The 15,276-nt window shown below is 32.1% G+C and carries 16 protein-coding genes; all 16 read left to right on the forward strand.

Annotation, left to right across the window (positions count from 1 at the left end):
• Positions 1 to 126 precede the first annotated feature (126 nt).
• The 16 genes from BXU10_RS13665 to BXU10_RS13750 all read left to right on the forward strand — a co-directional run bounded on the left by BXU10_RS13665 (position 127) and on the right by BXU10_RS13750 (position 15,224).
• Positions 127 to 642 carry a hypothetical protein gene (locus BXU10_RS13665; RefSeq protein WP_078227784.1) on the forward strand — a complete coding sequence of 172 codons (516 nt, stop codon included), beginning with the start codon at positions 127 to 129 and terminating at the stop codon, positions 640 to 642.
• Between the two features lie 5 nt (positions 643 to 647).
• A complete protein-coding gene (locus BXU10_RS13670; protein ID WP_078227785.1) occupies positions 648 to 1,031 on the forward strand; it encodes a hypothetical protein in 384 nt (127 codons plus the stop codon).
• A 212-nt stretch (positions 1,032 to 1,243) separates the two neighbouring features.
• The gene (locus BXU10_RS13675) at positions 1,244 to 1,864 is read left to right on the forward strand and encodes a hypothetical protein (RefSeq protein ID WP_078227786.1); all 621 of its coding nucleotides are present in this window, start codon (positions 1,244 to 1,246) and stop codon (positions 1,862 to 1,864) included.
• A gap of 39 nt (positions 1,865 to 1,903) precedes the next feature.
• Positions 1,904 to 2,620 carry a hypothetical protein gene (locus BXU10_RS13680; protein WP_078227787.1) on the forward strand — a complete coding sequence of 239 codons (717 nt, stop codon included), beginning with the start codon at positions 1,904 to 1,906 and terminating at the stop codon, positions 2,618 to 2,620.
• A 278-nt stretch (positions 2,621 to 2,898) separates the two neighbouring features.
• Positions 2,899 to 3,348 (forward strand): hypothetical protein, encoded by a 450-nt coding sequence (locus tag BXU10_RS13685; RefSeq protein WP_031453721.1) that lies wholly within the window; start codon positions 2,899 to 2,901, stop codon positions 3,346 to 3,348.
• A 43-nt stretch (positions 3,349 to 3,391) separates the two neighbouring features.
• Positions 3,392 to 3,772, forward strand: a complete 381-nt coding sequence (locus BXU10_RS13690; protein ID WP_078228000.1) for a hypothetical protein — start codon at positions 3,392 to 3,394, stop codon at positions 3,770 to 3,772.
• 4 nt (positions 3,773 to 3,776) lie between these two features.
• On the forward strand, positions 3,777 to 4,331 hold the full coding sequence (locus BXU10_RS13695) for a hypothetical protein (protein ID WP_078227788.1): 555 nt from the start codon (positions 3,777 to 3,779) through the stop codon (positions 4,329 to 4,331).
• Positions 4,332 to 4,614: 283 nt separating this feature from the next.
• Positions 4,615 to 5,796 (forward strand): hypothetical protein, encoded by a 1,182-nt coding sequence (locus BXU10_RS13700; RefSeq protein WP_078227789.1) that lies wholly within the window; start codon positions 4,615 to 4,617, stop codon positions 5,794 to 5,796.
• Positions 5,797 to 6,430: 634 nt separating this feature from the next.
• A complete protein-coding gene (locus BXU10_RS13715; RefSeq protein WP_078227791.1) occupies positions 6,431 to 8,812 on the forward strand; it encodes a TonB-dependent receptor in 2,382 nt (793 codons plus the stop codon).
• Positions 8,813 to 8,845: 33 nt separating this feature from the next.
• A complete protein-coding gene (locus tag BXU10_RS13720; RefSeq protein ID WP_078227792.1) occupies positions 8,846 to 9,661 on the forward strand; it encodes a DUF4249 domain-containing protein in 816 nt (271 codons plus the stop codon).
• An 11-nt stretch (positions 9,662 to 9,672) separates the two neighbouring features.
• On the forward strand, positions 9,673 to 10,146 hold the full coding sequence (locus BXU10_RS13725) for a GyrI-like domain-containing protein (protein ID WP_078227793.1): 474 nt from the start codon (positions 9,673 to 9,675) through the stop codon (positions 10,144 to 10,146).
• 11 nt (positions 10,147 to 10,157) lie between these two features.
• Positions 10,158 to 10,601 carry a DinB family protein gene (locus tag BXU10_RS13730; protein WP_078227794.1) on the forward strand — a complete coding sequence of 148 codons (444 nt, stop codon included), beginning with the start codon at positions 10,158 to 10,160 and terminating at the stop codon, positions 10,599 to 10,601.
• Between the two features lie 121 nt (positions 10,602 to 10,722).
• On the forward strand, positions 10,723 to 11,385 hold the full coding sequence (locus BXU10_RS13735; protein ID WP_031453729.1) for a thiamine diphosphokinase: 663 nt from the start codon (positions 10,723 to 10,725) through the stop codon (positions 11,383 to 11,385).
• A 90-nt stretch (positions 11,386 to 11,475) separates the two neighbouring features.
• Entirely contained in the window at positions 11,476 to 12,150 is a 675-nt protein-coding gene (gene trmD, locus BXU10_RS13740) for a tRNA (guanosine(37)-N1)-methyltransferase TrmD (protein WP_078227795.1), read from the forward strand.
• A gap of 221 nt (positions 12,151 to 12,371) precedes the next feature.
• Positions 12,372 to 12,722, forward strand: coding sequence for a 50S ribosomal protein L19 (gene rplS, locus BXU10_RS13745; protein ID WP_031453731.1), 351 nt, complete (start codon positions 12,372 to 12,374; stop codon positions 12,720 to 12,722).
• 279 nt (positions 12,723 to 13,001) lie between these two features.
• On the forward strand, positions 13,002 to 15,224 hold the full coding sequence (locus BXU10_RS13750) for an NADP-dependent isocitrate dehydrogenase (RefSeq protein ID WP_078228001.1): 2,223 nt from the start codon (positions 13,002 to 13,004) through the stop codon (positions 15,222 to 15,224).
• The last annotated feature ends 52 nt before the right edge of the window (positions 15,225 to 15,276 follow it).

Raw genomic sequence — 15,276 nt, forward strand, 5'->3', positions numbered from 1 at the left:
AAAGGAAAAATGATAATAAATATTATATTTGAAACAATAAACTAATCCAACTTATTTAGTCTAAAATCTGAAAACAAAAGGCTGATATTTATAAAGTGCGCTTACATTAATTTTTAATTTACCTTCATGAATACCTTCGAAACAGTTTACAATTTTTCATCTGGAGATGGGTTTTCAAGATTTGCCGTATTACTTTTTCCGATCGGCTTTTTTTTATTTTCCAAGCTTAGAATTACACCTAAAATTGAAGAAAAAGAAACGGAAGATTTTTTTTTAGATAATCTGGAAAGTGAAAAGAGTATTGCATTTATAATAAAATACTTTTTATTAATTTTATTTGTAATGTTATTAATATTGTTTAGTATTAAATATTGCAAAACATACTTTTTATACAAAGACTCTAAAATCATAACACAAGGATTTGTAAATAATTTTCATCCAATGCCATCGGGTGGTCACGATAGCGAAAGATTTACGGTTAATGGAGTGGAATTCAAGTTTTCTGATTTTGACATTTCCGATTTTGGATATAATAATGCAAAATCACACGGAGGAGCTATCGACGAAAATAAATATGTGAGAATTAGTTATATTAAAGTCAAAGGTTCAAATCAAATTTTAAAACTGGAAGTGAGAAAATAAAAAATATGAAATCAAATATTATAATCATTGTTGTAATCTTAACGCTAGTTTTTGCATGCACCAAAAAGGAAGAGACCAAAGCTAATGTTACATCTGAAAACTCCGGAACTGTTTTTAGGGAAAAATTGTTTAATCAAAAATTAATGGATAGTTTAGAGAATCGTGCCCTATTTAATGGTGATACGCTAGCATATAATGAATTAAAAGGGATTTATTATATTGGTGAACAAAAAGTTACAGGATTGCTTTATTATTCATTAATTATGTCTAATAAATATAATTATAAAAGAGCTTCCTTTGATGTATATGATATTCTAACAAATGATAAAAAAGTTTTGGATGATAAAACAAAAAAAATGGCAAATGATTATTTAGAAAAAAGTAAGTAATGTGAGTAAAAATGCTAAAGTCCTGTTTCCGAAAGGTGAATGGGATTTTTTTTCGCATGTCCCTCAGGGGGTGCTTTTAACTACATTTTTTATTAGTGAAAAGTAATTAGTTTTTTATAGGTATTTTTTTATATTTTTAGAAAAAAATAAAGGCCAAAAAAGGATCATCCTAAGGCTTTATTTGCTGTAAAGACAAAAAATAAAATTATAAAATGGAAATTTTTAAAGAAATTAGTTTAGAAGAAGCTATTAAATTGATAGAGACAGGCGAGTCTGTACTGAATGATGAAATTATTGATGAGTTAAAAGCTTTTTATGAAGTTGCAGGTAAAATTATTTTGTATTCAGGAGAAACTAATTTAGAAAACTTGCTGGTAGGGAATGATATTGTTCTTGTTAATGGTAATCTGAATGTTGCAGAAATAATTGAAGATTGTGAAAAAGTAGATTCGTCACTTTTGATAGTTTTAGGAAATGTAAATTGTAAAAGTTTAATTACGCTTTCAAGTATGTCAATCAGTGGTGATCTAAATGTTGAAAATGTGATTTTAGGAGATTCTCTTTGTGACTATGTTTTAAATGTTGGCGGAAATATTGTGACCAAAACAATTTTGGATTATGGGCATTGTATTATCTCGGAGAAGACAATTACTGCAACGGATGTTTTTTCATTTAATGCAGTTGAGGATCAAGACGGAAGTATCGAACCAAATTTGGAACGTGAGGATTTAGTAGATGAGATTATCGATTTTGATGAAGATGAAAAAATGGAAAACTTAAGCAAAACCGTAGCTTACATAAAAAGAGGCGGCCAAATTTTCAGAATATCCTAAATTGGAAAAAAGTTATTTTGAATATAAAAAATCAATTTCATGAAAAACGGCTTCTTTGCTTTACTATGTTGTTTTCAATTTTCATTCTCGCAAAATACGGAACATCTGGATAAAGTTTTAAAACAACTTAAGTTTAAAAAAAGCGAAATAGATCTGGAACATTTTGCTCAAAAAGTATTGCCGTATGATAAACAGAAAAGTGTATTGGTGATTCCTAAATTTGCTTCTGAAGTTTCGGACGATTACTTTGTATTAGATGCTTATGTTATTGTGATTGACAATGTGACCGGAAAAATAATCTCTAAATTTGTTGAACCAAATGCATGGACATCAGACGCTATAAGGTTAACGGATATTTCAGTTGATACTGGTTTGTATCTTTTAAATAAAACTACAAGAGCATTTGGAGTCAGGGTGTCTTATACAGGAAGCAGCAGACCCAATCCTTTTAGTGAAACTAATTTGTCATTATATATTATGGATAAAAGTTCCGTGAAACCAGTACTCAAAAATTATACAATCTCACAGTCTCGTGGAGAATGGGATACTAATTGTGCAGGAGAATTTGAGGACAGCAATTCAACTTTTGAGATTGATAAAATGCAAAACCATAATTTTAATGCTATTATAGTAAAAACTAAAAATGTTGCTACTGTAAATACACCTACAACTGATGATTGTGTTGCTAAAGAAACTATTACAAAAAATACTTCAAAATTAATTTTTAATGGCAAGGAATATAAAGAAATGAGATAGCCGAGGAGGATTCTGAAATTATTTTTAATATACCCCATTTTAAACCTGTTATTAAAAATTAATTTTCTGATTCAGCATTTAGCTACTATTTAGTCAGGAAATAAAGGCGAAGTAAAATAGAATTCTCAATGCAAACTAAAACAATGCTAAATGGTTTACTTGTAAATTAAAGGTTTTGTATAAAAGGAACCCCATTTACTCAAATAAAATATTATTTTAGCTTGTATAAATCAATAGCTGTTAAGCTGTAATAATTCAAAAAAATAAACCCCAAAGCCATGAAAATTACGATTTCCCTGTCAGTATTATTTTTGCTGTTTACTACTCATTCATTCAGTCAGACTATTGCTGATTTAAAACTGAAAAACAAAGAAATTCCCAAAGGATACTCTTTAAGCGATGGAAACAACTGTGTTTCTGTTCAGGCATGCACTTTTTACAACGATATTGAAACGTACAGCAATATTGTGGGAAAGGTAAAAAGCAAAGCAATGCAAAGTTTTAAAAGCAGACCCGATACCGGTTCTATTATGTATTTTGAATTTGAGCATGTATTTAAAGGAGAGCGTTTTCTGCAAGGATTGTTATGGGGAAAAGCCGGTCAGCCCACAGATGAACATCCGGAAGAATATGTTGTAAAAGGAAAATTTCTCATCATTTGGAGTTTTCATCCCGACAGCCCGGTCAGAGAAAAATCAGAAGCAAAAATTGAGGGGATTTTGCCGTAAGTAGTATTTTCAGTTCATGAACTTTATCATTAAGCACAAAAAAATGAAAGCACATATTCGAATCCTAATTTATTCAGTTCTATTTCTTTTATATCTCATCTCAACTTCATTATTATTACTGTTGAGTGAAAAATTAGGAGTTACTGCATATATAACTTTAGGCTGCGGTTTTACTGCTCTTAATATAGTTTATTCTTTTATTGTTTTAAAATGGATTCCTTTATTAAATGTAGCCTGTTCTATTGTAATTGCTTTTTTGTCATTGTTCCTGGCTTTAAGGTTTGGGGAATTAGAGTTGTTTCCGAATAATGATCCTTATGGTATTATAACTTCAATAATAGCTAATGCTGTTTTTTCAATTGTTTTTTGGGAAGCAGTATTTCAATTAAAAAAGAAAACGTCTGTATCGAAAGCATTATTATAAAAAAATGAAAATAATAATTACAATAATTTTAGGTGTATTTATTTGTTTTGGATGTGAACGAAATCCAAAACAAATAAATAACAACAATAAAAGCAATACCACGATAAATACTGAAAACAATATTAAAGTCTCAAAAAAAAATAGTAATAACGAAAAGAGAAGCATAGAACAACTTAACCTGATTCCTATTGATACAGTAGACTCAAAAAGTGAAAACATTTATAAGAAATACGGTATCGAATTTAGTGGCAATTGTTATACTTGTGATTTGGCAGAAATTGCTATAACGGAGCAGACATTAAAATTAACCAATGTGTGTGATGTAAATCTAAATCGGGAATTTGAAATTATAAAAATCACAAATGCTAAAAGTGAAATTGAAATTAAAACCCAACAAAGTGACTTTATATTTACAGAAATTGACAAAACACCCATTTACGAATTGAAAATTACCGGGAAAGAGATTAATGCCGAAAACTTACGGATTTCTAAATATTATACGCTGAAGAAATTACTGAAGAAGTTTGAACAACATGATTGTGGGGATTTTGAAGGATAAAAATGAATATTGCTAAATGGTGGATTATATTTAGTACAGTTTAATCGTTGTTTTTCGAAGAAAATAATAAGTGAGTTTTTTTATCTTTTGAAAACAAGATCTCTAACTTAGCCCCGATCGAGCCGGTATCCTTTTACGGCGGGGTTCGCCGTAAAAGATTTAGGCGAGAGCGAGACAGGAGGTTATTCTGAAAATGAATGATGCTGCTCATTAAAATAAAAAATTGAAAGGCATAGTTGTTGAAAGTTAAAAAAGATATATTTACACCTTCAAAATGATACTTATGCAAAAAAATACTCTACTGGTTTCTATCTTATTTTTAGTTTTTTCATGTGGCGTAAAAACAACCCAATCGCTTATTAGTGACGGTAATTATGATGAGGCTATTAATCGTGCTGTTGAGGCATTAAAATCTAACAAAGATTCTAAAGGAAAACAAGATTATGTTTACTTACTTGAAGAAGCTTTTGCAAAAGCAAAAGACAGGGATTTGAGGAATCTTGAAATGATGGAAAAAGAAAAAAATCCTGCCAGTCTTGAGCTTATCTATAATACTTATTTACAGCTTAATAATCGTCAGGAAAAAATTAGACCCATATTACCGCTTAAGTTATTGAAGCATGGAAAAAATGCTCAATTTCTTTTTGATAACTACTCAGATCAGATTGTAAACAGTAAAAATGCATTATCTAAATATTTATATGAAAATGCACAAGCGCTCTTAAAATCTTCTAATAAACTTAATTACAGAAAAGCGTATGATGATTTAGTTTATATCGAAAGCATAAATCCGAATTATAAAAATGCAAAAAAATTAATGGATGATGCTCAATTCAAAGGAACTGATTTTGTAAATGTTTACGCTACCAACGAAACAAATATGGTGATTCCGACGCAATTACAAAATGATTTATTAGATCTCAGCACTTATGGACTTAACGATAAATGGACAGTTTATCACAATGTCAGACAAAAAAAAGTGAGTTACGATTACGGTCTGATTTTAAATTTCAGGGAAATTCACATCTCACCGGAGCAGATTAAAGAAAAGGAATTCGTTCAGGAAAAAGAAATTAAGGATGGTGTTAAAACGCTATTAGATAGTAGAGGCAGACCTGTTAAAGATAGTTTGGGGCGTCCGATAAAAGTAGATAATTTTAAAAAGATTAAAATCAGAATTTTCGAATTCAGACAATATAAAGCATGTCAGGTGACTGCTAAGGTAGAGTATGTTGATTTTAAAACCAATCAGTTATTACAATCATTTCCTTTGGCAAGTGAATCTGTTTTTGAAAACGTTTATTCGACTTATCGTGGTGACAGAAACGCATGTGATGAAAAATACTTAAGTAACTTCAATAACCGTGCAGTACCTTTTCCTAACAATGAGGAAATGGTTTTTGATACCGGTCAGGACCTTAAAGCTAAATTTAAAAACATTATTGTCCGAAACAAGTTCAGATAAATTAGAAATCTTTATAATCCCATTTGCCACAAATAAATGGGATTTTTTTTGAATAATAAAAAAGGATCAAAAAAAATAATTCAACTTTTATTGATGTTGTAATTAAGCACGAAAAATTATCAGATTTAGAAATGATTATAGAAATGGGCTTAAAAGAAGGCTTTACAATTGCAATGGAAGGGCTGGACGAAATTTTTACTTTGGAATAAAAGTTTTAAAATTATAGTAACACGAAAAAAATGCGCATTTTATTTGCGCATTTTTTATAAGAATATTAAAGTTTATTTTGATTATTTACCTTTAGAGAATCACGGTATGATATTACATCCGGCAGTTTCAAATTCTTTTTGATTTTTCACCCTCAAACGCAATAATAAAATTAGAATTAACATTTTTTTGTTTTTTCAAAATTACGACAATAGGTTCTCTATGGTTTTTAGCTGTAGGCAAAAATCTGTGTGATGATTTCTGTTTAGGTGGAGATTAAAAAATATAATTGGAAAAATATAGGTTTAACAAATACGAATAATTTAGATACATAATAATGTTTAGAAATTCTTAACGCATTTTTAACAATTTTCATACTACATAATTTACTTTCAATTGTTAACTTAAGGATATCTAAACCCCGACAATGATTACAAAAAAAATTGATGCGTTTATTATTCTTTTCCTTATATGCCTAACTTCATTTTCTCAGGAAAGATTTACTTTAAGTGGTACCATTACCGATTTTAGTAATAATGAAACTCTTATAGGGGTTCATATCTATATTCCAGCTTTGAAAGTTGGAACTTATACTAACAAATATGGATTTTATTCACTTACACTTCCTACTGGAGAACATCAATTGAGAATAAACCATTTTGGATATCAGGAAGTTGAAAAAACAATATTATTAGAGGAAAATACAAAAGACAATTTAGCCTTAAACGAAAACAGTGAAGAGCTTCAGGAAGTTCTAATTAAGGAGGTGAGATATAAAACCAATATTAAATCACCTGAAATGAGCGTTAATAAACTGTCTATTTCTGACATCAAAAAAATGCCTGTAGTTTTGGGTGAAGTTGATGTTTTAAAATCTATTTTACTATTGCCGGGAGTAACAAATGCAGGAGAGGGTGCTTCAGGTTTTAATGTCAGGGGAGGCGGTGCCGATCAGAATTTAATTTTATTAGATGAAGCGACTATATTTAATTCTTCCCATGTTTTTGGATTTTTTTCTGTTTTTAATCCGGACGCTGTTAAAAATCTGAAGTTATACAAAGGAGGGATTCCGGCCCGATATGGAGGGAGGGTTTCTTCGGTTTTGGATATTTATCAGAAAGATGGAAATAGTAAAGAGTTTCATGTAAATGGCGGAGTTGGACTAATTTCAAGCCGTATTCTTGCAGAAGGCCCGATAGTAAAAAACAAAGGTTCTTTTTTGATAGGAGGAAGAGCATCTTATGCACATTTGTTTCTAAAATTATCAGAGGATCAAAAAGGCAACGCTGCCTATTTTTATGATCTAAATACCAAATTGAGTTATAAACTAAGCGAGAATAACAGTTTGTTTTTATCAGGTTATTTTGGGCGTGACGTTTTTAAACTGAATGAAATTTTCATGAATACTTATGGTAACTCTATATTGAACTTACGTTGGAGTCACTTATATTCCGATAAATTATTTGCAAATTTATCGTTGATCTACAGTGATTATTATTATGGACTTGATTTAAATTTTGTAGGTTTCAAATGGAATTCCGGCATTAAAAACTATACTGTTAAATACGATTTTGAAAACTTTATTTCAGATAAATTCAAATTAACTTATGGTTTAAACGGAATCTATTACGAATTTAACCCTGGAATAATTAAGTCCTTAAGTGATGAATTTACAATCAATCCTGAGCAATTAGATAAAAAATATGCACTTGCAATATCCCCTTATATTGGTTCAGAAAGTCAGCTTTCAAAAAGAATTACAGTTTACTGTGGCTTAAGATTTAGTATGTTTTATCGTCTGGGAGCTTCGACAATTAATTTGTATGAAAACAATAATGCAGTTGTCTTCAATTCGGATATGCAGATTTATGAAAAAGGGACACCAATAAGTACTGAATACTACAAAAAGAACAAGGTTATTGAAAGTTATAACAACCTTGAGCTCCGGTTTTCAATTTCTTTTCAGCTGAATGATGATGCCGCATTAAAAGCGAATTACAACAGAATGGCACAATATCTCCAGTTAGTTTCCAATACTTCATCTCCGACACCTCTTGATGTCTGGATGCCAAGCGACAATTATATCAAGCCTCAAATTGCAGATCAGGTTGCTGTAGGTTATTTTAGAAATTTTAATGGCGGGGCTTATTCACTTGAAACAGAGATTTATTATAAAAAAGTTAAAAACAGGCTGGATTATATCGATGGAGCTAATCTGATTGGAAATGATGCAATTGAACAAGTAATTTTAAATGGAAGAATGCGGGCCTATGGCTTAGAAATCATGTTTAAGAAGAATGAAGGCAAACTTAACGGCTGGATTTCTTACACACTTTCAAAATCAGAACAACAAACTCCCGGCAGAACTCCCGAAGAAACAGGAATCAATAATGGTCAATGGTATAATTCTGCTTATGATAAATTACATAATGTAGCTATTACGTCTGCTTATAATTTAAATGCAAAATGGACATTTGGAGCTAATTTTGTTTTACAGTCCGGCCAGCCAGTTAGCTACCCAAACAGTCAGTATGAATATTTAGGAATAACTGTTCCCAGTTATGGATTGCGAAATGAAAACCGATTACCTGCTTATCATCATTTAGATGTTTCGGCTACATTGACACCCACAAATAATAAAAACAGAAAATGGAAAGGCGAATGGGTTTTTAGTATATATAATTTGTATAACAGACAAAATGCTGCTTCAATTAATTTCCGTCAAAATGCAGATACTGGTTATAATGAAGCAGTAAGAACATCTATCTTCGGAATTGTACCAGCGGTTAGTTATAATTTTAAGTTTTAAAATCATTTTCTGTAAAAAGAAAAAATATAAAGTATGAAAAAAGTAATTTTGTTTTTGGTGTTTTTTATGTCTGTATTCTTTACAAGCTGTGAAGAAGTAGTTGAGGTTGATTTAGATACTGCTTCTCCAAAATTAGTAATAGAAGCAGCTATCAATTGGAGAAAAGGAACTTCCGGAGCCCAGCAAACTATTAAGCTGACAACTACAACAGGTTATTTTCAAGATGAGATTCCAATAGTTTCAGGAGCAGTTGTTTATGTTAAAAATAATGCTAACCAGCAATTTAATTTTACAGAAGTACCAAATTCCGGAAGATATGTCTGTAATAATTTTAGGCCGGTAATTAGCGAGACCTATACCTTGACAGTAATTGCTAAAGGGGATACTTATACAGCTAGTGAAACGCTAAAATCTGTAACTCCAATAACAACTGTTACACAATATGATGCAGGTGCTCTTGCCGGTATTGTAGTTAGAGCTTTTTATAATGACCCGGCAGATGTAGATAATTATTATTTATACAAATATGTATATTCAAATAAAATTACCTCGACTTATTATGCTGATGAAGATAAGTTTTATCAGGGTAACGAATTTTTTAGTGTTTCTGATGACGAGGATTTGAAAGCCGGAGACGAAATTGAAATAACACATTATGGAATTTCAAAGCAATATTACAATTACATGAATATATTAGTAAGCATTGCAGGTAGTAATGTTGGAGGGCCTTTTCAAACTCCGCCCGCAACAGTGAGAGGTAATATTATCAATACAACCGATAAAAGTAATTTTCCGTTAGGTTATTTTTCACTTAGTGAAATAGTTTCAAGAAAATATACTGTTAAATAAGTTAGTTAAAAATGGAAGCAAGAATTGAAATACTAACTGAGAAAAAACTCATTGGTAAACACATCACAATGTCATTTGTCGAAAATAAAACATTTCAGTTATGGAGCAGTTTTATGCCGGATCGAAAAGAAATCAAGACTTCAATTGATTCTAATTTGTATTCGATTGAAGTTTTCTCAGCTGGATATTTTAATAATTTTGATGCTAAAAGAACTTTTAAGAAATGGGCAGCCATGGAAGTTTTGGATTTTAATGAAATTCCATCAGGTATGGAAACTTTGATAATTCCGGACGGACTATATGCCGTTTTCGTTCATGAAGGTCCTGCAATAGAAGGGGATAAGACTTATCGTTTCATTTTTACACAATGGATGCCGGCTTCCGGTTTCAAAGTTGATGACAGACCTCATTTTGCTGTAATGTCTGAAAATTATCAAAGAGATAATCCAAATTCAGAAGAAATCTGGATCCCTATAAAAAAATAAAGTTTAAAGTTATGCTGATAGAAGTGCTAAGATTACTTTTTAATCGTGATCTCAATAAATTAAAAGCCGAAATTGAATTATATGAAACCGATAGTCAGCTTTGGCTAATCGATAAAAATATTTCTAATTCTGCAGGGAATCTTTGCCTGCATTTAATTGGAAATCTAAATACTTACATAGGAGCCGAACTGGGAAAAACGGGTTATGTTAGAGATCGTCCGTTAGAATTTTCCTTAAAAAATGTTTCAAAAGAAGAATTGATCAGTAAAATTGACCAGACTATCTTAGTTATAAATAATGCTCTTGATTCCGTAAACGAAGCCGATTTAGAAAGTATTTATACGCAAATTGTTTTCGAGAAAGAAATGACAACTGGTTTCTTTTTGGTACACCTTTCTACACATTTAGCCTATCATTTAGGACAAATTAATTATCATCGACGGTTAATTATTTAAGACTACAGATTATAAAACTTAAAATTACATTCTCAAAAATCAGAATCTAAAATTGTTAATCAACATTCAAAAATCTCTTTCTTTTGTACATTTGCATTTCATTCAAAAATAATAATCCAGCATGTCATCACATCATATTGTTCGCGACGATCAGGAACCCGCATTAATTATCGCCAACGGAGCTGCTTGCAATGCTGAATTATTAGGGCAACTGCTCGAATGGTCCCCGCTCGTTATTGTACTCGATTCGGCCATTGAACGTGTTGTAGATTTAGGTATAAAAGTAGATGTGCTTTTGGGAGATTTCGATCGTGGTTTTGATCCTGAAATCTACAAAACTTCACAATTTCCAATAGAAATTGTTCATACACCTGACCAAAACAAGACCGATTTAGAGAAAGCTTTTGATTACCTGATCGATAGAAAAATCCCGGCTGTAAATGTGGTCTGGGCCACCGGAAAACGTGCAGATCATACCATTACAAACCTAACCAATATTGTTCGTTACCGTGATTTGCTTAAAATTGTAATTCTGGACGATCATTCTAAAATATTTCTATTGCCAAATAAATTTGAAAAATGGTACACAGAAAAAACACCAATTTCCTTGATTCCTATTGGTGTTGTGAGCGGTATTTATTCAACTAATTTAGAGTATTCGCTACAAAATGACACTCTGACAATGGGGTATAGAACAGGAAGCAGCAATTCAGTTGCAAAAGACGGGATTGTTACGATTACCCACAAAAACGGTGATTTATTGCTGATGGAATGCATGGATTAGTCATTGAATTTTGAAATTGACATTGTCGTTTGAATTTGATGAATCTATTTACTTTGTATCTTTGCCACTTAGAACTATTGAAAAAATAAAATGCGAATTGATATTATTACGATTTTGCCGGAATTATTAAAGAGCCCTTTTGAGGCTTCGATTATGAAACGTGCCATAGACAAAGGTCTGGTTGAAGTTTATTTTCATAATTTACGTGACTATACAACCAATAAACAGAAAAGCGTAGATGATTATCCTTTTGGAGGAGGAGCCGGAATGGTAATGACTGTTCAGCCCATTGACGCCTGTATCACGCATTTGAAAAGTGAGCGTGAATATGATGAAATTATCTATATGTCGCCTGACGGTGAAACTTTGAACCAGAAAATGGCTAATACAATGTCGATGTATGAAAATATTATTATTCTATGCGGGCATTATAAAGGCGTTGACCAACGTGTTCGGGATCACTTTATAACCAAAGAAATTTCAATTGGTGACTATGTTTTATCAGGGGGAGAATTGGGAGCCTTGGTTTTATCCGATGCTTTGATCAGATTGATTCCTGGTGTTTTAAGTGATGAAACTTCAGCATTAACAGACAGTTTTCAGGATAATTTACTTTCAGGACCTATATATACAAGGCCTGCAGATTATAAAGGATGGAAAGTTCCTGATGTTTTAACCAGTGGACATTTTGCCAAAATTGACAAATGGCGTGAGGATATGGCGTACGAACATACAAAAAACAGACGCCCGGATTTATTAGAATAGTCTTAAAGTTTTTAAAGTCGAAAGTCATAAAATAGACAATATAGCATCTTCATTTTTAGATCAATAAGACTTTATGGCTTTCAATTTTATGGCTTAAAAAATAATTTACAATTTACAATTTATAATTCATAATTATTTTCTACATTTGCACCCGAATTAGACCAACCTCTGGCGAGATCCGTGAATGTTGTTCTAATATAAAAACAATAATTTAAATTATCATGGCAGATTTATTAAAATTCGTTCAGGACGAATTCGTTGCTAGAAAAGATTTCCCTGTTTTTGGAGCTGGAGATACTATCACAGTTTTCTACGAAATTAAAGAGGGTGAAAAAACAAGAACTCAGTTTTTTAAAGGAGTTGTTATTCAAAGAAGAGGTTCTGGTAACACAGAAACTTTTACTATTCGTAAAATGTCTGGTGCTGTTGGTGTAGAGCGTATCTTCCCGGTAAACTTGCCAGCTTTGCAAAAAATTGAAATCAACAAGAAAGGTGCTGTACGTAGAGCTAGAATTTTCTACTTCAGAGAACTTACTGGTAAAAAAGCTAAGATTAGAGATAAAAGAAGATAATCATTTATCTATTTGTTATAAAAAACTCGTTTCAAGTAAGTTGAAACGAGTTTTTTTTTTGGAACTTATTTTTTAAATATAAAAACTATAATTTTTTGCAGCAAAAATCATTGATTTAATAATTTAAAGACTTCGAAATGGCAATCTGTTAATTTCAGGATTTCTCTGGAAAACTAAACCGTTTTCGCACTGTTTTTACTATATTTGCTCCGCTCATTTTGAGCCGACTATACCTTGAAAATTGCTGATTCCGGCAATACGATTATAAAAAAAAAAAAAATGACACAGAATTCAAAAATTTTTTACACCTTAACTGATGAGGCGCCATTGTTAGCGACTTATTCTTTACTGCCTATTGTTCAGGCTTTTACTGCTACTGCTGGTATTGCTATTGAAACTAGAGATATTTCGCTGGCAGGTAGAATTTTATCTAATTTTCCTGAATCATTAACAGATGCTCAAAAAACAGGAGATGCTTTAGCTGAACTTGGTCAATTGGCGACTCAGCCTGAGGCTAACATTATCAAATTGCCAAACGTTTCTGCATCTGTTCCGCAATTAAAAGCGGCTATTGCAGAATTGCAGTCTCATGGATATAATGTGCCAAATTTTCCGGAAGATCCTCAAAATGATGCTGAAAAGGAAGTTAAAGCAAAATATGCTAAAGTATTGGGTTCTGCTGTAAACCCGGTTTTGCGTGAAGGAAACTCTGATCGTAGAGCTCCAAGAGCAGTTAAAAACTTTGCAAAGGCAAATCCACATTCAATGGGGGCATGGTCTGCTGACTCAAAAACTAAAGTTGCTTCCATGACAGGCGGTGATTTTTACGGAAGTGAAAAATCTCTTACTGTTGCTGAAGCTAATGATGTAAAAATTGAATTCGTTTCAAAAGATGGTACAACTACTGTTCTTAAAGCAAGCACTCCGCTAAAAGCAGGTGAAATAATTGACAGCTCTGTTTTAAGTGTAAATAAATTAAAAGCTTTTGCTACTGAAGCTATTGCTGAAGCTAAAAAAGAAGGTGTTTTGCTTTCTGTACACTTAAAAGCTACAATGATGAAAGTTTCAGATCCAATTATCTTTGGCGCTATCGTTGAAGTTTATTTTGCGGATCTTTTTAAAAAATATGAATCTTTATTCGCTGAATTAAATGTTGATACCAGAAATGGTTTAGGTGATATCTATGCAAAAATTGCAGGAAGACCTGAACAAGCTGAAGTTGAAACTGCAATTAATCAGGCAATTGAAAACGGACCAGCTTTGGCAATGGTTAATTCTGATAAAGGAATTACAAACTTACATGTTCCGTCAGACGTAATTGTTGATGCTTCTATGCCGGCAATGATTCGTACATCTGGACAAATGTGGAACAAAGAAGGAAAAGCACAAGACACAATCGCTGTTATCCCGGACCGTTGTTATGCAGGAGTTTATACAGCTACAATTGATTTCTGTAAAAAACACGGGGCTTTTGATCCAAAAACGATGGGAAGTGTTCCTAATGTAGGTTTAATGGCTCAAAAAGCTGAAGAATATGGTTCTCACGACAAAACTTTCCAAATTGCTGCAGATGGAGTTGTTCGTGTTGTAGATAATAAAGGAAATGTTTTAATGGAGCAAAACGTTGAAACAAATGATATCTTTAGAATGTGTCAGGCAAAAGATGCTCCTATTCAGGACTGGGTTAAACTAGCCGTAAACAGAGCTCGTTTATCTGATACTCCTGCTGTTTTCTGGTTAGACGAAAACAGAGCGCATGACAGAGAATTGATAGTTAAAGTTGAAAAATATTTAAAAGATTACGATACGACAAACTTAGATATCCGTATTTTAAACCCGATTGCTGCAACTGAATTTACATTAGACAGAATCATCAAAGGTTTAGATACAATTTCTGTAACTGGAAATGTTTTACGTGATTACTTAACAGATTTATTTCCAATTTTAGAATTAGGTACTTCTGCAAAAATGTTGTCTATCGTTCCTTTAATGAATGGTGGAGGATTGTTTGAAACCGGCGCCGGAGGATCTGCTCCTAAACACGTTGAGCAATTTACAGAAGAAGGATACTTACGTTGGGATTCACTTGGAGAGTTTTTAGCTCTTGGGGCTTCATTAGAACACTTAGGACAAACTTTAGATAATTCTAAAGCTATCGTTTTATCTGAAACTTTAGACCAGGCTAATGATAAATTCCTGGCAAATGATAAATCTCCAGCTCGTAAAGTAGGTCAGATTGACAACCGTGGATCTCACTTCTATTTAGCATTCTACTGGGCTCAGGCTTTGGCTGCTCAGACAAAAGATACTGAATTAAAATCGATCTTCACTCCAATTGCTGCTGAATTTGAAGCTAACGAAGCTAAAATCGATGCAGAATTAATTGGTGCTCAGGGAAAACCTCAGGATATTGGCGGTTACTATCAGCCAACTCCTGAATTAGTGAGTAAGGCAATGCGTCCAAGCGAAACTTTTAATGCTATTATCGCTAAAATTGCATAATTTAAAAGAGCAATTTTTATTTTATACAAGAAAAGACAATCAGAGATGGTTG

Origin of the sequence: Flavobacterium sp. LM4, assembly GCF_002017935.1 — a bacterium.
GTDB classification, from domain to species: Bacteria; Bacteroidota; Bacteroidia; order Flavobacteriales; family Flavobacteriaceae; genus Flavobacterium; species Flavobacterium chungangense.

What these genes read in the sequence shown, in the direction of transcription:
- BXU10_RS13725 (WP_078227793.1), top strand. Translation starts at nt 9,673, where the DNA reads ATGGAAGCAAGAATTGAAATACTAACTGAGAAAAAACTCATTGGTAAA.
- BXU10_RS13670 (WP_078227785.1), top strand. Translation starts at nt 648, where the DNA reads ATGAAATCAAATATTATAATCATTGTTGTAATCTTAACGCTAGTTTTT.
- BXU10_RS13750 (WP_078228001.1), top strand. Translation starts at nt 13,002, where the DNA reads ATGACACAGAATTCAAAAATTTTTTACACCTTAACTGATGAGGCGCCA.
- BXU10_RS13685 (WP_031453721.1), top strand. Translation starts at nt 2,899, where the DNA reads ATGAAAATTACGATTTCCCTGTCAGTATTATTTTTGCTGTTTACTACT.
- BXU10_RS13700 (WP_078227789.1), top strand. Translation starts at nt 4,615, where the DNA reads ATGCAAAAAAATACTCTACTGGTTTCTATCTTATTTTTAGTTTTTTCA.
- BXU10_RS13665 (WP_078227784.1), top strand. Translation starts at nt 127, where the DNA reads ATGAATACCTTCGAAACAGTTTACAATTTTTCATCTGGAGATGGGTTT.
- BXU10_RS13730 (WP_078227794.1), top strand. Translation starts at nt 10,158, where the DNA reads ATGCTGATAGAAGTGCTAAGATTACTTTTTAATCGTGATCTCAATAAA.
- BXU10_RS13680 (WP_078227787.1), top strand. Translation starts at nt 1,904, where the DNA reads ATGAAAAACGGCTTCTTTGCTTTACTATGTTGTTTTCAATTTTCATTC.
- BXU10_RS13715 (WP_078227791.1), top strand. Translation starts at nt 6,431, where the DNA reads ATGATTACAAAAAAAATTGATGCGTTTATTATTCTTTTCCTTATATGC.
- BXU10_RS13735 (WP_031453729.1), top strand. Translation starts at nt 10,723, where the DNA reads ATGTCATCACATCATATTGTTCGCGACGATCAGGAACCCGCATTAATT.
- BXU10_RS13720 (WP_078227792.1), top strand. Translation starts at nt 8,846, where the DNA reads ATGAAAAAAGTAATTTTGTTTTTGGTGTTTTTTATGTCTGTATTCTTT.
- BXU10_RS13675 (WP_078227786.1), top strand. Translation starts at nt 1,244, where the DNA reads ATGGAAATTTTTAAAGAAATTAGTTTAGAAGAAGCTATTAAATTGATA.
- BXU10_RS13695 (WP_078227788.1), top strand. Translation starts at nt 3,777, where the DNA reads ATGAAAATAATAATTACAATAATTTTAGGTGTATTTATTTGTTTTGGA.
- BXU10_RS13690 (WP_078228000.1), top strand. Translation starts at nt 3,392, where the DNA reads ATGAAAGCACATATTCGAATCCTAATTTATTCAGTTCTATTTCTTTTA.
- rplS (WP_031453731.1), top strand. Translation starts at nt 12,372, where the DNA reads ATGGCAGATTTATTAAAATTCGTTCAGGACGAATTCGTTGCTAGAAAA.
- trmD (WP_078227795.1), top strand. Translation starts at nt 11,476, where the DNA reads ATGCGAATTGATATTATTACGATTTTGCCGGAATTATTAAAGAGCCCT.